Genomic DNA, 21729 nt, shown 5'->3' with positions numbered 1-21729 from the left:
ACGTCGAGGTCACGCAAATAACCGAACGTGGCACACCATCTGATGGTTGTTCGTTTAATCGAAGATTTATTCCCTCAAGGAAGAGGTGGCGATGTACAACGGCGGTGAAGAAGATTTTCAGAATGGCGATCAGCCCGGGGATGTCGCGAGGTTAGCCAATGCCTAGGGATATTCATCTGGATACGGGGCGGTTAGCCAATATTTTCAAGGCGCGAATAAAAAATACCGGGTGCCCATTCTGTGAGCACGATGAGTGGGAATTGCCACTCCAGGCCGGTGCAACAGGTGTCGGATTGCCTTGGGCGCGTGGCCAGGAGTATTTACGTTTTGGCACGCCGGCGGTGATGCTTAACTGCAAGCATTGTGGGTTTATACGTCTGCATTCGCTCAATGCTCTGGCAAATATCATCGTCCAGGACGAGTGTAAAACCAGTGTGCTGGAGGTCAGCGATGAGTGAGCCTTTTGTGCTGGTAAACCTTGATGAGCATTACCCCGATCGTTTCCCTGGCAGCAAAAAAAACGGCAGTGACGATAATGGAAGAAGACCACCAGGTCCTCCAGGAGAAAACCCGATGGAACCGCGTGTATCCCAACTTGAGACACATATCGAATACGTGCGGCGGGACCTCGGCGACCTTCGCGTGGAGTTTCGTGAGCACCGTAAAGAATCTCAAACGGATTTTTGTGAACACCGCAAAGAAGCTCGTACGGATTTTCGTGAGCACCGTAAAGAGGCCCGTACGGATTTTCGCTTACTGTTCAGCGCGTTGATCACCACTGCATTGGGCTTGGCAGCCATGATGGGAAAAGGGTTTGGGTGGTTGTAAACGGACGCGAAAAGAAAACCGGTGAAATGCCGGTTTTTTTGTGCAGTTTGCTGGCACCTGAATTCTTTGGCTCTAGAGGTCGATTGCCCCTCAGAACGAAGGCGGCGTGATCACCCAAATGACCACTGCGTCTACCTCACCAGGATTCCCATACCGATGCGGCTCCTGGCTGGAAAAGCTGAAACTGTCGCCTTCACTCAACTGAAAATAGCGCTCTCCCACCCACAACTCAAAACTGCCCGACAGCAAATATCCAGCTTCTTCACCTTCATGGCTATAACTCTGCTGACTGTAAGTCCCCGGCGGAAACCTCGAGTGCAGCATCTCCAGCTGTCGATTCGGTTGTGGTGTCAGCAGTTGATCCACAATCCCGTCTTCGTAATGCACGCTCATTCGCGTGTTTTTGCGCACCACCACCCCGTTGTCCTCGGGCGCGGTATTGCCCTCACTGGCGAAGAACCACTGAATGGTCACGCCCAAACTACGAGCGATGTTGAACAGTGCCGGAATAGAGGGATAAGCCAGATTCCGTTCCAACTGACTGATATAGCCCGCCGTCAACTCACTCATCTGCGCCAGTTCTGCCAGAGTCATGCCCCGACGTTTACGCAACCCACGAATCCGTGTGCCGAGAAAATGCGGTTCTGCCGCTGCGCTGTCCTGGGTGGGCGCGCTGCTGGCAGGCGGCATCTTGCTGCTGTTGCTCATGGCGTGCTCCAAACCGGGGATCTGTAAAGCCCCGGAGTATAAAACAGCCTCAAAGCTCCCAGGCGACTTTCAAACCTTCGTAGATGGCTTCTTCGGCGGTGCGCGGGGCGAGGCAGTCGCCGATGCGCCGGAACTCCACCAGGCCTTGCAGCTCGGCGCCCAGCGTATCGACCGGTTGATGGCCTTGGCAGAGCACGAGTGTGTCGATGTTTTCGAAGAGCATCGGTTCACCGCTGGCAGTGTGCTGCAGGTAGACGGTATTGTCGTCGCAGCCATACAGGCGGGCGTAAGGCGTGATCGGGATGCCGAGTTTGTGCAGTTCGCCAGCCAGGTGATCGCGCACGTACAACGGCAGGTTTTCCCCGCAATGGGTACCGTTGACGGCCAGTTGCACCTGGTGCCCGGCGCGGACCAGACGTTCAGCGATGCCGGGTCCGATCCAGTCACAGCGCCAGTCGACCACCACCACGGAACGGCCGATCTGCACTTCATCGCGCAATACCTGCCAGGCGTCCACCACCTGCAATTCACCGCCGCGCTCGAACGCTGGCCAATACGGTTCGGCACCGGTGGCGACGATCACCATGTCCGGCCGTTCGCGCTCGACCAGCGCCCGGTCCACGCGGGTGTTGCGCACGACGCGCACGCCAGCCAGTTCCATTTCCCATTGCAGGTTGGTGCTGGCGCCACCGAATTCAGCACGTCGAGGTAACAACTGCGCGAGCAATACCTGGCCACCGAGTTGCGAGCAGGCTTCGTAGAGCGTGACGTCATGTCCGCGCTGAGCAGCGACGGCGGCAGCTTTCATCCCCGCCGGGCCACCGCCAGCGACCATGATGCGTTTGCGTTGCTTCGTCAGTTGCCGCTGGCCAAAGATCAGTTCGCGCCCGGTTTCCGGATGCTGGATGCAGGAGATCGGCAGGCCTTTGTGAAAGTGGCCGATGCACGCCTGATTGCAGGCGATACAGGCGCGCACATCTTCGACGTGGCCGGTATCGGTTTTGTTGGGCATTTGCGGGTCGCAGATCAGGGCACGGGTCATACCACAAACATCGGCCTGACCGCGCGCCAGAATCAGTTCGGCTTCCTGCGGTTGGTTGATGCGCCCGGTGACGAACAGCGGAATCGACAGACTGGCCTTGAAGGTCCCGGCTTCCTTGGCCAGATACGCCGCTTCGATCGCCATCGGCGGCACGATGTGTACGGCGCCGCCCAACGAAGCCGAGGTCCCGGCGACGATGTGCACGTAATCAAGCGTCGTTTGCAGCGATTGCACGGCGGACAGTGATTCGTCCTCGGTCAGGCCTTCAGGGTCGCGTTCATCGGCGGAAATACGCAGGCCGATGATGAACTGGTCATCAGTGTTGGCGCGCACGGCCGCGATCACTTCGCGCAGGAAACGCAGGCGCTGGTCCAACTCACCGTTGTAGCCATCGGAGCGACGGTTGACCCGCGGGTTGATGAATTGCGCCGGCAGGTAACCGTGGCTGGCGACCACTTCGACGCCGTCGATTCCGGCCTGATACAAGCGTCGAGCCGCCGCACCGTAACCGGCGACGATCTCATCGATCATTGCTTGATCGAGCGCACGCGGCATCACTCGAAAGCGTTCGTTGGGCACCGCCGAAGGCGAGTAAGCGACGGCCAGCAGGCCATCACTGGACTCCATGATCTCCCGCCCCGGATGGAAGATTTGCGACAGCACCACCGTTCCATGCGCGTGGCAGCTCTCGGCGATCTTGCGATAGCCCTCGATGCAGGCATCGTCAGTGGCCATCAGCACATGCGAGGTGTACCGCGCGCTGTCATGCACACCGGCCACTTGCAGCACGATCAGCCCGACGCCGCCTTCGGCACGCGCAGTGTGGTAGGCGATCAGTTGCTCGTTGACCAGGTTGTCGGTGGGCATCGAGGTGTCGTGACCGCTGGACATGATGCGGTTTTTCAGCCGTTTGCCACGTAGCTGCAAGGGTTCGAACAGGTGCGCAAAAGCAGGGGACGAGGTCGGCATGGTGCGGGTACTCCAGGCAGGCTGAAGCCGAAAGGCCGGGTTTTCGGCGTTGTTATTATTTGCCTATAGAAATTTACCTTCAGTAAAAAATCAACTTGTTTTTTTACTATGGCTCGCAGTAGATTCATTTGGCGCCCGTACCTGGGGCGAACCTCACAACAATAAAAAGGGCCACGTCGGCGTTCAGTCGTATGGCACCTGCAAGAGGAACCACTGATGAAATCGAACACGCTCAAGCACGGTTTCTTGTTGCTGTCCCTGGCCATGGGCCTGGGCAGCGCTCAGGCAGCACCGGACATGGTGGTGGTGGGTTACGGCGGCGCCGGCCAGAAAGCCCAGGATGTGGCGTTTTTCCAGCCGTTCAGCGCGGCGGATCACAGCAAGCTGATCCAGAGCGAATACAACGGTGAGATGGCCCGGATCAAAGTGATGGTCGACACCGGCAACGCCGATTGGGACGTGGTGCAGATTGAAGGCCCGGACCTGATGCGCGGTTGCGACGAAGGCATGTACGAAAAACTTGACTGGAAAACACTGGGGCGCGCCGAGCAGTTGATTCCCGAGGCAGCGCAGGCGTGCGGTTCGGCGGCGCTGGTGTGGAGCGTGGCGATTGCCTATGACACGCAGAAACTGGCGCAGGCCCCGACCTCATGGGCCGATTTTTGGGATGTGCAGAAAATCCCCGGTAAACGCGGGCTGCGTAAACGCGCGGTGTACAACCTGGAATTCGCCTTGCTGGCCGACGGCGTGAAGGTCGAGGACGTGTATTCAGTGTTGAGCACGCCGCAAGGTGTCGACCGCGCCTTCGCCAAACTCACCGAACTCAAACCCTACATCCAGTGGTGGGAAGCTGGCGCGCAACCGGCGCAATGGCTGACGGCCGGGGATGTGGTGATGACCTCCACTTACAGCGGACGCGTGGCGGCTGCCGCGCAAAATGGCAGCCACCTCGGGGTGGTGTGGCCGGGCAGCCTGTATGGCATGGATTATTGGGCAATCATCAAGGGCTCCAAACACGTCGATCAGGCCAAGCGCTTCATTGCCTTCGCCAATCAGCCGGACGCCCAGGTCAAGTATGTCGAGCAGATCCCTTATGGCCCGACCAATACCGAAGCCGCCGCCAGACTGGACAGCAAACTGGCGCAATGGGTGCCTACTGCGCCGCAAAACCTCAAGGGTGCGCTGTCGATGGACGTGGCGTTCTGGGTTGATCACGGCGAAGAACTTGAAGAACGCTTCAACGCCTGGGCCAGCAAGTAGTCGCAAACGGCTGGACGTTTGAAAGCGTCCAGCCTTACGGCCTTGCGCGGTCGATCAGCCTGGAGAACCAAAACAATGAACGAGATCGCTACCCCTTTGCGCAGCGCCACGGAACAAAAGCTGCGAGAGGAGCTGGCCGCCTGTTACCGATTGATCGCGCACTTTCGCATGACTGATCTGATCTTTACCCATATCTCGGTGCGCCTGCCGGGGCCTGACCATCATTTCCTGATCAATCCATATGGGCTGATGTTCGATGAAATCACTGCGTCCAATCTGGTGAAGATCGGTCTTGATGGCCGGGCCGTCGAATCGTCGCCGTACCCGGTGAATCCGGCAGGGTTTGTGATTCACAGCGCCATTCACGGTGCGCGTGAAGATGCGCAGTGCGTGCTGCACACCCACACCAAATCCGGTTGTGCCGTCGCCGCGTTGAAATGCGGATTGCTGCCGGTGAACCAGATTTCCATGGAGTTCTACGGACGGGTCGCTTACCACGACTATGAAGGTGTGGCGCTGGACATGAGCGAGCAGCAACGTCTGGTGCAAGACCTTGGCGACAAATCGGTGCTGATGCTGCGCAACCACGGTTTGCTGACTGTCGGAGAGACTGTGAGCCAGGCGTTTTTGCGCATGTATTACCTGGAGAAAGCCTGCGAAATCCAGCTCGCCGCGCAAGCCGCCGGTGAGTTGGTATTGCCGCCCGCCCAGGTGTGCGAACACACCGAGCGTCAGTTCAACGACCCCGGCCGTCCGCTGGACGAAGGCGAGTTGAGCGACCCGGACGCCATGCAATTGGTTTGGGCCGCGTTGTTGCGATTGCTGGATCGGGTGGCGCCGGGTTATCGGGATTGACCCGTGGCCCTGCATTTGTGGGGCTGGCGCCATCGCGAGCAGGCTCGCTCCCACAGGGTTTTGCTGCTGGCGCGAATACCAAGTGCCCGCGGATTAATTGTGGCAGCGAGCCTGCTCGCGATGGCGGCAACTCGGTCCCATGAGGTATGCAACTGCTGGAGACTTGCCACGCTCTTGCTGTACAGTCGTTCAGCCCGCGCGCTTTACCGCCGCGTCCCTAACGATTGATCCACTGAGAGTATCGCGCATGAGTCAGGAAGCCCGTTTTTCCCGCATGGAGCCGGAGTTGCGCAAGGCCAACCTGATCGAAGCGACGCTGGTGTGCCTCAAGCGTCATGGTTTTCAGGGCGCTTCTATCCGCAAGATTTCCGCCGAGGCCGGGGTTTCGGTCGGGTTGATCAGCCACCACTATTCCGGCAAGGATGAACTGGTCGCCGAGGCCTACCGAGCGATTACGGGGCGGGTCATGAGCCTGTTGCGCGACGCGATGGAGAAGGCCGCGCCGACGGCCCGCGAACGATTGTCAGCGTTCTTTCGCGGTTCGTTTTCGGCCGAGTTGCTCGACCCGCAACTGATCGATGCCTGGCTGGCATTCTGGGGCGCGGTGCGCACGGCCGAGTCGATCAACCTCGCGCACGAACATTCCTACGGCGAGTACCGTGGGATCTTGCGCAAGGTGCTGACCGAGTTGGCACAGGAAGAGGGCTGGGAGAACTTCGACGCCGATCTGGCCGCCATCAGCCTCAGTGCGTTGCTCGACGGCTTGTGGCTGGAATCGGGCCTCAACCCCGGCACCTTCACCCCGGAGCAAGGCATTCAGATTTGCGAAGCCTGGGTCGACGGATTGCAGGCCGGCGGTCGCCAACGGTTTTGCGTCCAGACGACGGGCTGTTGATCGTTCGTTCAGCTGTCGATACTCTCTGGCGCCACGGCAACAAAACACTCTAATAAGAAACACGCCTTCGGGCATTTGCGGGACACCTAGCGATGATTCCTCGGGTATTGATCGTCGATGACGATCCGCTGATTCGCGAACTGCTGCACGCCTACCTGTCCCAGGAAGGTTACGAAGTGCATTGCGCCGCCACGGCCGAATTGGCCGACACCTTCCTGGCGAGCCAGACCGTCGATCTGGTGATGCTCGATATCCGCCTGCCCGGCAAGGACGGCCTGACCCTGACCCGGGAGTTGCGAGTGCGTTCCGAGGTCGGGATCATTCTGATCACCGGGCGCAACGATGAAATTGATCGTATCGTCGGCCTTGAATGCGGCGCCGATGACTACGTGATCAAACCGCTCAACCCTCGCGAACTGGTGTCCCGGGCGAAAAACCTGATCCGCCGGGTTCGCCACGCGCAGACGCCGCAACCGGTCGCGGCTGTTGCCAAGCCCGTCAAACAATTCGCTGATTGGGCACTGGACACCGACCGCCGGCGGCTCATCGACCCCACCGGCAGCGAAACCCTGTTGACCCACGGCGAATATCAGTTGCTCAGCGTGTTCCTGCGCAACAGCGGCCACACCTTGAGCCGAGATCAGTTGATGGACCAGATCCGTAATCGCGAATGGGTGCCCAACGATCGCTCCATCGACGTGCTGGTCGGACGGTTGCGGCGCAAACTGCACGACGACCCGGCCGAGCCGCAACTGATCATCACCATCCACGGTGCCGGGTATTTGTTCACCGCCAGCGTGGCGGCCTGAGTCTGATGTGGCAGGTGTTTGCGCTGCTGCTGGCGCTGATCGCCAACAGCGCGACGGCCGCCGAGAACATTCGCTACTGCGACTATCCGGTGTATCCGCCGATCTCCTGGAGCGACGGCAAACAAGTGCGCGGCCTGGCCCCAAGCGTGGTGAAAAACCTCTTTGGGCGTCTGGGCTATGACGTCGAAATCGTCGTGCTGGGCAACTGGAAACGTTGCCTGCTCGATGTCGCCGAAGGCCGGGTCGATGTGGCCCTGGCCTACAGCACCGCGCAACGGGAACAGAGCATGATTTTTTCGACGGTGCCTGTGCTGCGCGAAGAAGTCGCGCTGTTCATCAACCGTCAGCACCCGGTGAAATTTGATCGTTTGCAAGACCTGGCCAATTACCGGGGCGGGCTGTTGTTCGGCGAAAGTTACGGCGTCGAATTCGACCGTTTGGTCGCCCAGCAACAGAACATCGAATGGGTCTCCGACAGCCGCCAGAACTTCGGCAAACTGATTCGCGGGCGCATCGATTTCATCACCTCGGAACGGCGCACCGGTCAGTTGTACGTCGAAAACCTGCCGGGCGCGCAAGACATTGTCGCGTTGCCCAATGCCTTGAGTGTCGATTACCTGCGGGTTGCGGTTTCGCGCAAATCCCCGCTGGCCAGCCGCATGCCGGAGATCGACGCGCAATTGCAGCGCATGGTCAGCAGCGGGGAGGTCGAGCGCTTGCTCAACGAAAGCGAAGTCACCTACCGCGACATGATCAACCTGCCGGTCAATTCCAAATGATCCGTGCCCGGTCCGGTGGACTGTTGCGGCGTCTGCTGCTGTTCATTCTGTTGTTCAGCCTGTGCTTCACCGTGCTGGCGAGCACCGTGCAGTTGTACTTCGAATACCGGCGCGAGATGCGCGACATCGACTCGCGCATGGAGCTGATCCGCGCCGGTTATCTGGCCAGCCTGGAGCGCAGTCTCTGGGACTTGAACCAGGAACAATTGAACGTGCAGTTGCGCGGTCTGGTGGACTTCTCCGACGTGGCGCGGGTGCACCTGATCAGCCCCGATTTCGATCTGCTGCAAGGCAACGCCGACCCGGTCGGGCCGCTGCGCATCGAGCGTTTCGAGCTGGACTATCAACCGCCGTCCGGGCCTTTGCGGCATCTGGGGCAATTGGAGGTCAGCACCGATCTGGGCGCAGTGCATCAGCGTTTGTACGCCACCGGATTGACCAGCCTGCTGTGGATGAGCGTGTTTCTGTGCGGTTTGGCGGTGGCGTTGTCGGGGCTGTTTTACCGCTTGGTCACCCGGCACCTGCAAGTCATGGCCGAATTTGCCCGGCGCATCGCTGCCGGTGATTGGCACGAGCCCTTGCATCTGGACAAGCGGCGCAGCGCGAACGAAGACGAAATCGACACCGTGGCTCATGCCCTGGACGACATGCGCCGGGCGATTCTCAGTGACATTGAACGACGGGAAACCGATCGACTGGCCTTGCAGAACAACCGCGACGAATTGTTGCGAATGGTCGAACGTCGCACCGCCAGCCTGATGCGCGCCAAGGACGAAGCCGAGGCGGCCAACCTCGCCAAGTCGCGTTTCCTGGCGACCATGAGCCACGAATTGCGCACACCGCTCAACGGCATTCTCGGCATGGCCCAATTGCTGCGCGGCGCGAATCTGGATGAGCGCGATGGCAAACGTCTGGATGCGCTCTACAAGGCCGGCGAAGGGTTGTTGTCGATTCTCAATGAAGTGCTGTATTTCGCTCGACTGGAAGAGGGCGTCAGTCACCCGGAACCGGTGGATTTCTCGCTCAGGCATTTGCTCGACGAAGTGCTGACCCTGCTTGAGCCGCGCGCGCTGAGCAATGACACGACGCTGCACTGCCGAGTTGATCCGCAGGTTGCTGTCAGGCATCACGGTGCCGAGCAATTCCTGCGTCAGGTGCTGAGCAACTTGCTGGCTAACGCGATCAAATTCACCGAGGGCGGCGAGGTTCGCGTCGATGTGGCGTTGCTGACGCCCGCTCCCGGGCAGGCCGGGCAACGGCTGCGATTGAGCGTGACGGACAACGGCATCGGCATTGCCCAGGCGGTGCAGGAAAAGATTTTCGAGCGCTTCACCCAGGCCAGCGACGAGGTGGCGCAACGCTTTGGCGGAACCGGTCTCGGGTTAGCCATCAGCAAGCATCTGGTGGAGCAACTGGGCGGGCAGATCGGTGTTGAAAGTGAAGTCGGGCAGGGCAGTTGTTTCTGGTTCGAGGTGACGCTGCAACCGGGTATCGCCGGTTTGGCCGACGTGGCGATCCACAGTAAGCCCGATTACGCGCTGAATGTTCTGGTGGTTGAAGACGTGGCTCTGAACCGTGAAGTGGTCGGCGGTTTGTTGCAAGTGGACGGGCATCGGGTCTGGCTTGCAGAGGAGGGCGAACAGGCGCTGATCCACTGCGCTGCGCAGACCTTCGATTTGATTTTGCTCGATGTGCATCTGCCGGGCATCAGCGGTGTCGAGTTGTGCAAACGGATTCGCACCACCGAGGGACCGAATCGTCACTGCCGCATTTTCGCCCTGACCGCCAGCGTGCAGCCGGCATTGGTACGCAGCTATCTGGATGCCGGGATGGATGGCATCCTCGCCAAACCCCTGAAGCTCGATAATTTGCGCCAGGCCTTGGCCGGACAAGCGCTTTTGCCTGCACCACAAAGGGCGGATGAGGCGATGGACTGGCCGTTGCTGGACACGCATCGCACCTTGCTCGGGGAACAGAAACTTCAGGGCTTGTTGGCGGTGTTGCGCGACGCGATCACGCAGCATCGCGAAGCACTCAAGGAAGCGATCGAGGCCGACGATTGCACCGAAGTCGCTCACCTTGCCCATCGCCTGGCCGGCAGCAGCGACTCATTGGGTTTTCGGGCATTGGCCAATGTGCTGCGTGCCTTGGAAGAGGCTGCGCGGATCAACGATGAGTTGGCCGTGCGGGCATTGGCGACGCAGGTTCAGGCGCATTTGCAACGTTCGCAACAGACGCTGGCCGAGCTGCTGCACACCTGACGTACAAGTTCGTTACGACTTTTTACAACTTCGATCTTTACGGTCAACCGGACCTTACATGGTCTTCCAATAATCGAGGCAACCGCCACCGCGCGGTCTTCGAAGCTTATTGGAGATAATAATAATGAACTGCCGTAAAGCTGATCCTTTCTCGCGCCTCGCGCACCTTGCTGACGGGGTGCGGACATGAGCGAATCCACCGAACGTAAAGGCATCCAACTGACCCGCGCCCTCAAGAGCCGGCACATTTTCATGTTGTCGCTGGGCGGCGTGATCGGCACCGGGTTGTTCATGGGCTCCGGCGTGACGATCAACCAGGGCGGACCGGTGGGGGCGATTCTGGCCTACCTGGTCGCCGGTTTCCTGATGTACCTGGTGATGGTGTGCCTGGGCGAATTGTCCGTGCAGATGCCGGTCTCCGGTTCGTTTCAAACCCACGCCACCAAATTCATCGGGCCGGCCACCGGTTTCATGATCGGCTGGGTGTACTGGATGAGTTGGGCGACCACCGTAGGGCTGGAGTTCACGGCGGCGGGCATGCTGATGGTGCGCTGGTTTCCGGCTGTGCCGATCTGGTACTGGTCGGCGCTGTTCGTGGTGGTGCTGTTCGGCCTGAATGCGTTGGCGACGCGTGCTTTCGGTGAGGCGGAATACTGGTTCTCCGGGATCAAGGTCGCGGCGATTCTCGGTTTCATTGTGGTCGGAGTGCTGGTGATTTTTGGCGCGATTCCGCTGACCAGTGGCGCACCGGCGCCGATGATGACCAACCTGATCGGCGACTCACTGTTCCCCAACGGCCTGTCGGCGGTGTTCGCGGTGATGATGACCGTGGTCTATGCCTTTCAGGGGTGCGAGATCATGGGCGTGGCCGCCGGTGAAACTGATCAGCCAGAAAAAAGCATCCCGCGCGCAGTGCGCAACGTGGTGTTTCGCGTGTTGATTTTCTATGTGCTGGCGATTGTGGTGCTGTCGGCGATTGTGCCGTGGCAGCAGGCCGGGTTGATGGAAAGTCCGTTCGTACAGGTGTTCGACATGGTCGGCATTCCCTATGCCGCCGACCTGATGAACTTTGTGATTCTCACCGCGATTCTTTCCGTCGGTAACTCGGGCCTGTATGCCTCTACGCGGATTCTGTGGGCGATGTCGAAGACGGGTATGGCGCCCAAAAGTCTGTCTCCGCTGAGCAAGCGTGGGGTGCCGCTGCGGGCGCTGAGCATCACGTTGTGTTTTGCGTTGGTGTCGTTGATGACCAGTTTTGTTGCGGCAGACACGCTGTTCATGGTGTTGATGGCGGTGAGCGGGATGTCGGGCACGGTGACCTGGATTGTGATTGCGCTGGCGCAGTACAAATTCCGCAAGGCTTATCTGCGTGATGGCGGCAAACTCAGTGATCTGAAATACCGTGCGCCGTGGTTTCCGCTGTTGCCCCTGACGTGCATTGCGCTGTGCTGTTCGTTGTTTGTGTTTTTGGCGCTGGATGAGACGCAGCGACCTTCGTTGTATTGGGGGTTTGGGTTTATTGCGCTGTGTTATGGGGCGTATTTCCTGATTCATCGCAAGCGTTCGGTGGTTTTGGCGCCGAGTGCTGTTTGATTGGTTGTGTGTATATCCGTTGAGGGGCTAACGGAGCGGGTCACTTGGAAGAGCACCAAGTAACCAAGCACTTTCGTGATCGTTCCCACGCTCTGCGTGGGAATGCCGCCGGGGACGCTCTGCGTTCCGCTGTCGACACCAGGCTTGAGTCTTGCTCAAACCGCCGCTACCGCAGAAACGGATATGCCCCCCAATCCCAATCCCTTGTCCCCAGTTGTTCAAAGTTGTAACAGCCCCATCCCTACAACGCCCCTCATAAAAAATAAACCGTTTAAAACCAATAACTTAAAGTGAATTTCAAGCTGTTACAGCCAAATCGGTCACAGATTGCCGCCTTGCTGAACACTCGTTTAGTATGGCCTCAAGTCGCATCACCTCATGCCAAACACAATAATTCGAGGATTCGCATGACTACTCACTCCTCTCTGCTCAGCCAGGTCGAAGCCGGCGTGGCCTGGATCACCCTCAATCGCACCGCCCAGCGCAACGCGCTGGACATCCCGACCCTGAAAAACCTGCACGCCTTGCTCGACCAGCTCAACACCGATCCCGCCGTTCGAGTCGTCGTACTCACCGGCAGCGGCCGCAGCTTCTGCGCCGGCGCCGACCTCGCCGAATGGGCCGAAGCCGAAGCCCGTGGCGCCCTCGAAACCTATGGCTGGACCGAAACCGCCCACGCCCTGATGAGCCGTTTGTACAGCCTGGAAAAACCCACCATCGCCGCCATCAACGGCACCGCCGTCGGCGCCGGCATGGACCTGACACTCTGCTGCGACCTGCGCATCGCCGCGCAATCGGCGCGGTTCAAGGCCGGCTACACCAGCATGGCCTACTCGCCGGACGCCGGAGCCAGTTGGCACCTGCCACGCCTGATCGGCACCGAACAGGCCAAACGCCTGCTGTTTCTCGACGAGTTGTGGGGCGCCGACCGCGCCTTGGCGGCCGGCCTCGTTGGCGAAGTCTGTGCCGATGAACAACTGCTCGAAGTGACGACTGAACTGGCCTCGCGCCTGGCCAGCGGCCCGACATTCGCCTTCGCCCAGACCAAAAAACTCATGCGCGAAGGCGCCCAGCGCAGCCTGCCGGAGCAACTGCAAGCCGAGCTCGCCGCCGGTCTGCTCTGCGGTCGCAGCGAAGACGGTGTGGAAGCCTTACGCGCCTCCATCGAAAAACGCCCGGCGAAGTTTGCCGGCAAATAAGCCCGCCGCTCCCCAACCCGTGAACGAACAACAGGTAGCCCCATGAATTTCCAACTGACCCAAGAACAAGAAATGTTGGTGGACGCGGTACGCAGCTTTGTCGCCAAGGAACTGCTGCCGCATGAGGAAGTGGTCGACCGCGCCGACGAAGTCTCCCCGGAGCTGGCCGCGCAGATTCGCGGCAAGGCCATCGCCGCCGGTTTCTATGCGTTCAACATGCCGGAAGAAGTGGGCGGTGGTGGTCTGGATTATGTGTCCCAGGCGCTGATCGAGCGTGAGCTGTCGAAGGTGTCATGGGCGCTGCATGTGTTCGTCGCGCGGCCGTCGAAAATCCTCATGGCCTGCACCGGCGATCAGATCAAGGACTACCTGTTGCCGTGCATCCAGGGCGAGAAAATCGATTGCTTCGCGCTGACCGAGCCGGGCGCCGGTTCCGATGCCAACGCGATCAAGACCCGCGCCGTGCGCGACGGCGATGACTTCGTTCTGAATGGCAGCAAGCACTTCATCAGCCACGCCGGGCACGCCGATTTCGCCATCGTTTTCGCCGTCACCGACACCTACGAGCACAACGGCAAACAGCGCAACGCCGTGACCTCGTTCCTGGTCGACCGCGACACGCCAGGCATGACCATTCGCCGTGGTCCCAAGTGCGTGAGCAACCGTGGTTACCACACCTTTGAGATGTTCTTCGATGACTGCCGCGTGCCGGCCAATAAGGTGCTGGGCGAAGTCGGCAAGGGCTGGGACGTGGCCAACGCCTGGCTCACCGCCGGGCGCGTAATGGTCGCTGCCAACTGTGTCGGCCAGGCGCAACGTGCGCTCGACGTGTCGCTGCAATGGGCGGCGGATCGCAAGCAATTCGGCCAACCGATCGGCACCTATCAGGGCATCTCGTTCAAGCTCGCCGACATGGTCACGCAGATTCGCGCCGCTGAACTGCTGACCCTGCACACCGCCTGGAAAATGGACCAGGGCAGCATGACAGATGGCGAGGCTGGCATGGCCAAGCTGTTCGCCAGTGAAGTGCTCGGCAAGGTCGCCGATGAGGCGGTGCAGATCTTTGGCGGCATGGGCCTGATGGATGAATGTCCGGTGGAACGTATCTGGCGCAACGCGCGGATCGAGCGGGTCTGGGAAGGCACGTCGGAGATCCAGCGCCACATTATTTCCCGCGAACTGCTGCGGCCGCTGTTGCGCTGACCGGTCTGGAGATTACCCATGTCGCAGATGATTCGTGACAACCTCAAACGCCTGCTCGCGCCACGCCACCTCGCGTTTGTCGGTGGCCGCAGCATGGCACGGGCGCTCAAGCGCTGCGCCGAAGGTGGCTACCTTGGGCAGATGTGGCTGGTCAATCCGCAGCACGACAACCTTGAAGGTGTGCCGTGTGTGCGCAGCATCGCCGAGTTGCCGTGTGGTCCGGACGCGGTGTTCATCGCGACCAACCGCGAGCTGACCCTGACCTGCGTCGCCGAACTGGCCGCGAAGGGCGCGGGCGGCGCCATTTGCTACGCCTCAGGCTTCGCTGAAACCGGCGCCGAAGGCCAGGCCTTGCAGCAGCAGTTGCTCAACGCCGCCGGTCATATGGCGCTGCTCGGTCCCAATTGCTACGGCTTGCTCGACTACCTGCACAGCGCCGCGTTGTGGCCGGTGGCCCATGGCGGCAAAGCGGTAGAGAAGGGCGTCGCGGTGCTGACCCAGAGCGGCAACTTTGCCTACAACCTGTCGATGAGTGACCGCTCGCTGCCGGTGGCCTACATGGCGTCGGTCGGCAACCAGGCGCAACTGGGCATCGCCGAATTGATGGACGTGTTGCTTGATGAGCCGCGCGTCACCGCCATCGGCTTGCACCTCGAAGGTTTGAAGAATGTTCCGGGTTTCGCCCGCGCCGCGCACAAGGCGCTGGAAAAGGGCATCCCGATCATCGCCCTGAAAACCGGCGTGTCGCAGATTGGTGCCGAGTTGGCGCTCAGTCACACCAGCTCGCTGTCGGGTTCGGACGCTCTGTACGACAGTCTGTTCGCGCGTCTGGGCGTGATCCGCGTCAGTGGCCCGGTGAGTTTTGTCGAAACCCTGAAAGCGGCAGCGTGCGGCAAGCTACCGTCGGGCAACAGCCTGATCGCGCTGGCCTGTTCCGGCGGTGACGCCGGTCTGATCGCCGACTACGCCGAACGCAACGAACTGAGCTTGCCCAAACTCGACGAAGGTCAGCGTGAAGAACTCGCGCAGGTGCTGCCGAGCTACGCCAATCTGGTCAATCCGCTGGATTTCACCACCGCAATCTGGGGTGACGGCGAGGCCCTGAACCGTATGCTCGACAGCGCCCTGCGCACCGAAGCGGATGCGGCGATGCTGGTGCTCGATTACCCATCGGAATACACCGGCGAACGCAAGGAGTGCGACCTGCTGCTGGAGCTTTACTGCGCCGCCCTGGTCCGTCACGGCAAGACCGGTTTTGTCACCTCGGCGTTCCCGGAACTGCTGCCGGCCCACGCTCGCGAACGCCTGCATGCTCAAGGCGTGGCGGCGCTGCAAGGTGTCGAAGACGGCTTGGCCGCGTGGGGCCGGATCGCTGGCTATCAACGCAATCGCCAGGCGTTGCTGGCGCTCGGTGAATCGGCGCTGGTGCCACTTTGTCCGCAAGCGTTGGTCGGTGAAGGTCGTTTGCTCAACGAGTGGGACTCGAAAACAGCCTTGCGCGCCTTTGGCCTGCCGACGCCCAACGGCGTGTTGAGCACGCCGGACAAGGCATTGGCCGACGCTAACGCCCTGGGTTATCCGTTGGTGCTCAAAGCGGTGAGTGCGCAACTGCCGCACAAAACCGAAGCCGGCGCCGTGGCGTTGAATCTCAAAGATGAAGCGGCCCTGAGCGCGGCGCTGAAAACAATGCGCGCCAGCATTGCCGCGTACGCACCACAGGTGCCGTTCGATCAGGTCCTGCTGGAGCCGATGGCGACACCGCCCCTGGCTGAATTGATCGTCGGCATCAAGCGCGAAAACGATTTTGGCCTAGCCCTGGTGATTGGTGCCGGCGGGATTCTGGTGGAGTTGCTCAAGGACAGTCGCAGCCTGCTGTTGCCGACCACCGACGGTGCCATTCGCAATGCCGTGTCGAGCCTGCGCAGTGCGGCGTTGCTGCAAGGTTTTCGCGGCCGCGATGCGGCGGACCTGGACGCGCTGGTCGCGGCGATCCGTGCGGTGGCCGATTACGCCTGCGAGAACGCCGGGCAATTGCTGGAACTCGATGTGAACCCATTGTTGGTCGGTGCCCACGGCACGACTGCGGTCGATGCGTTGATTCGCCTCGGCCACGAGTGAGGAAGTGAACATGCAAACCACAACATTGACCGGCGGCCAGGCCCTGGTGCGTCTATTGGCCAACTATGGCGTCGACACCGTGTTCGGTATTCCCGGCGTGCACACGCTGGAACTGTATCGCGGCCTGCCCGGCAGCGGCATCCGCCACGTGCTGACCCGTCACGAGCAAGGCGCGAGTTTCATGGCCGACGGCTATGCGCGCGTCAGTGGCAAACCGGGCGTGTGCTTCATCATCACCGGCCCCGGCGTGACCAATGCCGCGACCGGTATCGGCCAGGCGTATGCCGACTCGATTCCGATGCTGGTGATTTCCAGCGTCAACCACACGGCCAGCCTCGGCAAGGGCTGGGGGTGCCTGCACGAAACCCAGGATCAGCGCGCCATGACCGCGCCGATCACGGCGTTCTCGGCGGTCGCGTTGAGCACAGACGACTTGCCTGAATTGATCGCCCGCGCCTACGCGGTGTTCGACAGCGAGCGTCCGCGCCCGGTGCACATCTCGGTGCCGCTCGACGTGCTGTCGGCGAAAGTCAGTCGCGACTGGAGCAATGACGTGGTGCATCGCCCAAGCCGTGGCGCCGCTTCAAGCGTCGCGCTGGATGAAGCCGCAGCAATACTGCAAAACGCTAAACGGCCGATGATCATTGCCGGTGGCGGTGCGCTGAATGCGCAACACGCCTTGCAAGAAATCAGCACCCGACTCGCCGCGCCGCTGTTCACCAGCGTTGCCGGCAAAGGCTTGTTGGCGCCTGACGCACCGCTGAACGCCGGTTCGACCTTGTGCGTGGAACCCGGCTGGCAATTGATCGCCGAGGCCGATGTGGTGCTGGCCGTGGGCACTGAAATGGCCGACACCGATTTCTGGCGTGAGCGCCTGCCGCTGACTGCGCAGCTGCTGCGCGTCGACATCGATCCGCGCAAGTTCAACGACTTCTATCCCTGTGCAGTGGCATTGCACGGCGATGCACAACAAACCCTCGCCGGTCTGCTGGAGCGGTTGTCTTTCTCAGCTCGTGACGCCAGCGCTGCGACCGCATCCGTCGCCAAACTGCGTGAAGCGGTGAAAAACAGTCACGGCCCGTTGCAGTCGATCCACCAGGCGATTCTCGAACGAATTGCCGCCGAACTGCCGGACAACGCGTTCATCAGCACCGACATGACTCAATTGGCCTACACCGGCAACTACGCCTTCAACAGCCTGGCGCCGCGCAGCTGGTTGCACCCGACCGGCTACGGCACGTTGGGTTATGGCTTGCCGGCCGGCATCGGCGCCAAGTTCGGCGCGCCGCAACGGCCGGGGCTGGTGCTGGTGGGCGATGGCGGTTTCCTTTACACCGCGCAGGAACTGGCCACCGCCGTCGAAGAGCTGGACAGCCCGCTGGTGGTGTTGCTGTGGAACAACGACGCGCTCGGGCAGATCCGCGACGACATGCTCGGGCTCGATATCGAGCCGATTGGCGTGCTGCCGCGCAACCCGGATTTCGCTGCCCTCGGTCGCGCCTTCGGTTGCACCGTGAGCCAGCCGCAAAGCCTGGCCGAGTTGCAAACCGACTTGCGCCACGGCTTCAAGCGCAACGGCGTGACCCTGATCGAACTCAAGCATGCGTGCGCGCACTGACTTTCAATTTCCGGCTGAGGTATCGCCATGCGCTTTTCCGATCTGACTCAACGTATCGCCGGTGACGGCGCCGCCGCGTGGGACATCCATTACCGCGCCCTGGCGCTGCAGGAACAGGGTGAAGACATTTTGCTGTTGTCGGTCGGCGACCCGGATTTCGACACGCCAGTGCCGATTGTGCAGGCCGCCATCGACAGCTTGTTGGCGGGCAACACTCACTACGCCGACGTGCGTGGCAAGCGTGCGTTGCGTGAAAGCATCGCCCGGCATTACGGCCAACGCAGCGGCCAGCAGGTCTCGGCGGATCAGGTCACGGTGCTGGCTGGCGCGCAATGTGCGTTGTTCTGCGTCGCTCAGTGCGTGCTCAATCCAGGCGATGAAGTGCTCGTCGCCGAGCCGATGTACGTGACCTATGAAGCGGTGTTCGGTGCGTGCGGCGCGGTGGTGGTTCCGGTGCCGGTACGCTCCGAGAACGGCTTCCGGGTGCTGCCCGAAGACGTCGCCGCGCGCATCACGTCGCGCACTCGGGCGCTGGCGCTGAACAGTCCACACAATCCTTCGGGCGCCAGTTTGTCGCGCGACACCTGGCTCGCGTTGTCGAAGTTGTGCATCGCCCACGACCTCTGGTTGATTTCCGATGAGGTCTACAGCGAGTTGCTGTTCGACGGCGAACACGTCAGCCCGGCGAGTTTGCCGGGCATGGCCGAGCGCACCGCGACGCTTAACAGCCTGTCGAAATCCCACGCCATGACCGGTTGGCGGATCGGCTGGTCGATTGCGCCGCCATCCTTGGCCGCGCACCTGGAAAATCTCGCGCTGTGCATGCTTTACGGTTTGCCGGACTTTGTTCAGGACGCCGCTGTGGTCGCGCTCGAAAGCCACCTGCCGGAGCTCGAGGCGATGCGCGAAGCCTATCGCCAGCGCCGTGATCTGGTCTGTGAATGCCTGGCCGATTGCCCTGGCGTGCGCGCCTTGAAACCCGATGGCGGGATGTTCGTGATGGTCGATATTCGCGACACCGGGCTCAGCGCCCAGGCGTTCGCCGACCGCTTACTCGACCGTCACGGCGTGTCCGTGCTGGCCGGTGAAGCGTTCGGTCCGAGCGCCGCCGGGCATATCCGTCTGGGCCTGGTCTTGGGCGAGGAGCCGTTGCGTGACGCTTGCCAGCGCATCACCCGTTGCGCCACTGAATTGCTGGAGGCTCAGGTCTATGCATAACCACAAAACATTGTTTATCGAAGGCCGCTGGCAAACCCCGTCGGGGCAGGGCATCGCCGAGGTGATCAACCCGGCCACTGAAGAAGTGACCGGTTCGGTGCCCTTGGGCGATGAGCGCGATGTCGACAACGCGGTGGCCGCCGCACGCCGTGCTTTCGGTCCTTGGTCGAGCACGCCATCAAGTGTGCGTGCCGGCTATATCCGCGCACTTGCCGAGCAGTTGCGCGTGCGGGCCGACGAGATGGCTGCGGTGATCACATCGGAACTGGGAATGCCGGTGCAATGGTGCCGTTCGGTGCAAGTCGACGGGCCGATCCTCGGGCTTGAACAATACGTCGAACTGGCAGGCTTGATGGACGAAGTGCGCGAAGTCGGCAACTCGCTGATCATTCGCGAAGCGGTCGGCGTTTGCGCGTTCATCAATCCGTGGAACTACCCGCTGCATCAACTGATCGGCAAGCTCGCCCCGGCGCTGGCTGCCGGCTGCACCGTGGTGGTCAAGCCGAGCCAGGAAACCCCGCTGCACGCCTTTTTGCTGGCACGGATGATCGAGGCCATCGGCTTGCCGTCCGGCGTTTTCAATCTGGTCAGTGGGCCTGGTTCGAAGGTCGGCGAAGCGCTGGCCAAACACCCGGACGTGGACATGGTGTCGTTTACCGGCTCCACCGGTGCCGGGGTTCGCGTGGCGCAAGCGGCGGCGCCTTCGGTCAAGCGCGTGTGCCTGGAGCTGGGGGGCAAGTCACCTTTGTTGATCGCCGAGGACGCCGACCTGGCCGCCGCCGTGCGCTACGGCGTGCAGGACGTGATGATCAACTCAGGCCAAACCTGCACCGCGCTGACCCGCATGTTGTTGCCCGCCAGTCGTTACGTCGAGGCCGTGGAACTGGCCATCACCGAAACCCGCAGTCTGCGTATGGGCGATCCGCTGGACCCGCAAAGTTTTCTCGGGCCGATGTGTTCGGCAGCGCAACGGCGCACCGTGCGTGACTACATTCAGGTCGGTCAACAGGAAGGCGCACGCCTGGTGTGTGGCGGCGACACCGCTGACGAATACGAACGCGGTTACTACGTCAGCCCGACGTTGTTCGCCGACGTCGACAACCGTATGCGCATCGCTCAGGAAGAAATCTTCGGCCCGGTGCTGTGCCTGATTCCTTATGCCGATGAAGCGCAGGCAATCCAGATCGCCAACGATTCACCGTTCGGTTTGTCCAGCGGCGTGTGGGCCGGCAGCCCTGAGCGTGCCTTGCAGTTGGGGCGCCGGCTGCGCGCCGGGCAGTGTTTCCTCAATGGTGCGGCGTTCAATTATCAGGCGCCGTTCGGTGGCTACAAGCAATCGGGCAATGGCCGTGAATGGGGCGAAGAAGGGCTCAACGAGTTTGTTGAAGTGAAGGCGATCCAGGTGTGACCGTAAACGATTCAAACGATCTGCGCACCGGGCCTTGGCCCGGTGTTTTACGTGGTTTTAAACCGGTCATTCATTACTCACCGCGCAACGCCATTTTCACGCCGCCGCATCAGGATTACACCGGGCTGTTGTTTTCATCCGAACCGCAAATGGACCCGGACTGGCTCGACCGGTTACTGGCATCGCGCGCGTTACCTTCTTCAAACTCCACACTTGTAAACGTTTAAGGAATTGTCATGAAAGTACTGATTGTCCACGCCCACCCGGAGCCGAAATCCTTTACTGCCGCCTTGCGTGACCAGGCTGTCACGACCCTGGAAGCCCAGGGGCATGAGGTACAGGTCAGCGACCTGTATGCGATGAACTGGAACCCGGTGGCCAGCGCCGATGATTTTTCGTCGCGGGAAAACCCGGAGTACCTGGTGTACGCGCTGGAGCAACGTCTGGGGGTGAAAAGCCAGTCACTGGCGCCGGACATCCAGCAGGAGCTCGATAAACTGTTGTGGGCGGACCTGTTGATCCTCAATTTTCCGATTTTCTGGTTCTCTGCACCGGCCATGCTCAAGGGCTGGATTGATCGGGTGCTGGTATCCGGTGTCTGCTACGGCGGTAAACGTTTTTACGATCAGGGCGGATTGAGCGGCAAGAAGGCGCTGGTGTCGGTGACCCTGGGCGGACGCGAGCATATGTTCGGTGACGGCGCGATTCATGGTCCGCTGGAAGACATGCTGCGCCCGATTCTGCGCGGCACGCTGGCGTATGTCGGTTTTGATGTGCTGGAACCGTTCGTGGCGTGGCATGTGCCGTACATCAGCGACGCAGCGCGCAAGGATTTCCTGGTGGGGTATCAGGAGCGTCTTGAGCACTTGAGTGATGACCAGCCGATGCAGTTTCCGCGGTTGGCGCAGTTTGATGATGCGTTGTATCCGTTGCCCCGTTGAAGGAGGCTTTTGGCCATAGTTTGAT

The 21729-nt window shown here is 60.9% G+C and carries 19 protein-coding genes; 17 read left to right on the top strand and 2 right to left on the bottom strand.

All coding sequences use genetic code 11. From position 1 onward, the window contains the following. Nucleotides 1–158 precede the first annotated feature (158 nt). Complete coding sequence (locus QRN31_RS02560; protein ID WP_090181246.1) at nt 159–458, top strand: hypothetical protein; 300 nt, start codon at nt 159–161, stop codon at nt 456–458. Continuing rightward, nucleotides 451–828, top strand: coding sequence for a hypothetical protein (locus tag QRN31_RS02555; protein WP_285430014.1), 378 nt, complete (start codon nt 451–453; stop codon nt 826–828). Before QRN31_RS02560 ends, QRN31_RS02555 begins: the two co-directional genes overlap by 8 nt. Nucleotides 829–918: 90 nt before the next feature. Here the strand turns inward: QRN31_RS02555 and QRN31_RS02550 are convergent, their stop codons facing one another. Both QRN31_RS02550 and QRN31_RS02545 read right to left on the bottom strand, forming a co-directional pair. Next, a complete protein-coding gene (locus tag QRN31_RS02550) occupies nt 919–1518 on the bottom strand; it encodes a cupin domain-containing protein (protein ID WP_285430381.1) in 600 nt (199 codons plus the stop codon). A gap of 67 nt (nt 1519–1585) precedes the next feature. Further along, nucleotides 1586–3547 (bottom strand): oxidoreductase, encoded by a 1962-nt coding sequence (locus QRN31_RS02545; protein WP_285430012.1) that lies wholly within the window; start codon nt 3545–3547, stop codon nt 1586–1588. A 216-nt stretch (nt 3548–3763) separates the two neighbouring features. Here QRN31_RS02545 and QRN31_RS02540 point away from each other — a divergent pair, with 216 nt between their 5' ends. From QRN31_RS02540 to QRN31_RS02470, 15 genes are all read left to right on the top strand, one after another. Beyond that, nucleotides 3764–4807: an ABC transporter substrate-binding protein gene (locus QRN31_RS02540; protein WP_285430011.1), complete on the top strand. Its 1044-nt coding sequence runs from the start codon at nt 3764–3766 to the stop codon at nt 4805–4807. Between the two features lie 75 nt (nt 4808–4882). After that, nucleotides 4883–5662 (top strand): class II aldolase/adducin family protein, encoded by a 780-nt coding sequence (locus QRN31_RS02535; RefSeq protein ID WP_285430010.1) that lies wholly within the window; start codon nt 4883–4885, stop codon nt 5660–5662. Between the two features lie 247 nt (nt 5663–5909). Next, the gene (locus QRN31_RS02530; RefSeq protein ID WP_090181253.1) at nt 5910–6557 is read left to right on the top strand and encodes a TetR family transcriptional regulator C-terminal domain-containing protein; all 648 of its coding nucleotides are present in this window, start codon (nt 5910–5912) and stop codon (nt 6555–6557) included. Nucleotides 6558–6649: 92 nt separating this feature from the next. Continuing rightward, nucleotides 6650–7366: a response regulator gene (locus QRN31_RS02525; protein WP_285430008.1), complete on the top strand. Its 717-nt coding sequence runs from the start codon at nt 6650–6652 to the stop codon at nt 7364–7366. Between the two features lie 5 nt (nt 7367–7371). Then, entirely contained in the window at nt 7372–8145 is a 774-nt protein-coding gene (locus QRN31_RS02520; RefSeq protein WP_285430007.1) for a substrate-binding periplasmic protein, read from the top strand. Then, on the top strand, nt 8142–10406 hold the full coding sequence (locus QRN31_RS02515; RefSeq protein WP_285430005.1) for an ATP-binding protein: 2265 nt from the start codon (nt 8142–8144) through the stop codon (nt 10404–10406). Before QRN31_RS02520 ends, QRN31_RS02515 begins: the two co-directional genes overlap by 4 nt. A gap of 186 nt (nt 10407–10592) precedes the next feature. Next, complete coding sequence (locus tag QRN31_RS02510) at nt 10593–11999, top strand: amino acid permease (protein WP_285430004.1); 1407 nt, start codon at nt 10593–10595, stop codon at nt 11997–11999. Nucleotides 12000–12406: 407 nt separating this feature from the next. Next, entirely contained in the window at nt 12407–13198 is a 792-nt protein-coding gene (locus tag QRN31_RS02505) for an enoyl-CoA hydratase/isomerase family protein (protein WP_285430002.1), read from the top strand. Between the two features lie 42 nt (nt 13199–13240). Next, a complete protein-coding gene (locus QRN31_RS02500) occupies nt 13241–14401 on the top strand; it encodes an acyl-CoA dehydrogenase family protein (RefSeq protein WP_285430001.1) in 1161 nt (386 codons plus the stop codon). A 27-nt stretch (nt 14402–14428) separates the two neighbouring features. After that, nucleotides 14429–16519, top strand: a complete 2091-nt coding sequence (locus QRN31_RS02495; protein WP_285430380.1) for an acetate--CoA ligase family protein — start codon at nt 14429–14431, stop codon at nt 16517–16519. A 10-nt stretch (nt 16520–16529) separates the two neighbouring features. After that, a complete protein-coding gene (locus QRN31_RS02490) occupies nt 16530–18137 on the top strand; it encodes a 5-guanidino-2-oxopentanoate decarboxylase (protein ID WP_285430000.1) in 1608 nt (535 codons plus the stop codon). Nucleotides 18138–18164: 27 nt separating this feature from the next. Next, nucleotides 18165–19355, top strand: a complete 1191-nt coding sequence (locus QRN31_RS02485; RefSeq protein ID WP_285429999.1) for a pyridoxal phosphate-dependent aminotransferase — start codon at nt 18165–18167, stop codon at nt 19353–19355. Continuing rightward, a complete protein-coding gene (locus QRN31_RS02480; protein ID WP_285429997.1) occupies nt 19348–20763 on the top strand; it encodes an aldehyde dehydrogenase family protein in 1416 nt (471 codons plus the stop codon). The genes QRN31_RS02485 and QRN31_RS02480 overlap by 8 nt, the downstream gene beginning before the upstream one ends. Then, nucleotides 20760–20990, top strand: coding sequence for a hypothetical protein (locus QRN31_RS02475; RefSeq protein ID WP_285430391.1), 231 nt, complete (start codon nt 20760–20762; stop codon nt 20988–20990). Before QRN31_RS02480 ends, QRN31_RS02475 begins: the two co-directional genes overlap by 4 nt. Nucleotides 20991–20999: 9 nt before the next feature. Beyond that, on the top strand, nt 21000–21704 hold the full coding sequence (locus QRN31_RS02470) for an NAD(P)H-dependent oxidoreductase (RefSeq protein WP_285429995.1): 705 nt from the start codon (nt 21000–21002) through the stop codon (nt 21702–21704). Nucleotides 21705–21729 lie beyond the last annotated feature (25 nt).

It is taken from the genome of Pseudomonas sp. fls2-241-R2A-110 (assembly GCF_030209165.1).
Taxonomy (GTDB): domain Bacteria; phylum Pseudomonadota; class Gammaproteobacteria; order Pseudomonadales; family Pseudomonadaceae; genus Aquipseudomonas.
The sequence above is the reverse complement of the archived record's forward strand: the minus strand, read 5'-3'. Positions and strand labels throughout refer to the sequence as shown.

Coding starts and splice junctions, on each gene's coding strand:
- QRN31_RS02510 (WP_285430004.1), top strand. CDS start 10,593: ATGAGCGAATCCACCGAACGTAAAGGCATCCAACTGACCCGCGCCCTC.
- QRN31_RS02480 (WP_285429997.1), top strand. CDS start 19,348: ATGCATAACCACAAAACATTGTTTATCGAAGGCCGCTGGCAAACCCCG.
- QRN31_RS02515 (WP_285430005.1), top strand. CDS start 8,142: ATGATCCGTGCCCGGTCCGGTGGACTGTTGCGGCGTCTGCTGCTGTTC.
- QRN31_RS02520 (WP_285430007.1), top strand. CDS start 7,372: ATGTGGCAGGTGTTTGCGCTGCTGCTGGCGCTGATCGCCAACAGCGCG.
- QRN31_RS02560 (WP_090181246.1), top strand. CDS start 159: ATGCCTAGGGATATTCATCTGGATACGGGGCGGTTAGCCAATATTTTC.
- QRN31_RS02490 (WP_285430000.1), top strand. CDS start 16,530: ATGCAAACCACAACATTGACCGGCGGCCAGGCCCTGGTGCGTCTATTG.
- QRN31_RS02535 (WP_285430010.1), top strand. CDS start 4,883: ATGAACGAGATCGCTACCCCTTTGCGCAGCGCCACGGAACAAAAGCTG.
- QRN31_RS02530 (WP_090181253.1), top strand. CDS start 5,910: ATGAGTCAGGAAGCCCGTTTTTCCCGCATGGAGCCGGAGTTGCGCAAG.
- QRN31_RS02550 (WP_285430381.1), bottom strand. CDS start 1,518: ATGCCGCCTGCCAGCAGCGCGCCCACCCAGGACAGCGCAGCGGCAGAA.
- QRN31_RS02505 (WP_285430002.1), top strand. CDS start 12,407: ATGACTACTCACTCCTCTCTGCTCAGCCAGGTCGAAGCCGGCGTGGCC.
- QRN31_RS02555 (WP_285430014.1), top strand. CDS start 451: ATGAGTGAGCCTTTTGTGCTGGTAAACCTTGATGAGCATTACCCCGAT.
- QRN31_RS02525 (WP_285430008.1), top strand. CDS start 6,650: ATGATTCCTCGGGTATTGATCGTCGATGACGATCCGCTGATTCGCGAA.
- QRN31_RS02495 (WP_285430380.1), top strand. CDS start 14,429: ATGATTCGTGACAACCTCAAACGCCTGCTCGCGCCACGCCACCTCGCG.
- QRN31_RS02470 (WP_285429995.1), top strand. CDS start 21,000: ATGAAAGTACTGATTGTCCACGCCCACCCGGAGCCGAAATCCTTTACT.
- QRN31_RS02485 (WP_285429999.1), top strand. CDS start 18,165: ATGCGCTTTTCCGATCTGACTCAACGTATCGCCGGTGACGGCGCCGCC.
- QRN31_RS02540 (WP_285430011.1), top strand. CDS start 3,764: ATGAAATCGAACACGCTCAAGCACGGTTTCTTGTTGCTGTCCCTGGCC.
- QRN31_RS02500 (WP_285430001.1), top strand. CDS start 13,241: ATGAATTTCCAACTGACCCAAGAACAAGAAATGTTGGTGGACGCGGTA.
- QRN31_RS02545 (WP_285430012.1), bottom strand. CDS start 3,547: ATGCCGACCTCGTCCCCTGCTTTTGCGCACCTGTTCGAACCCTTGCAG.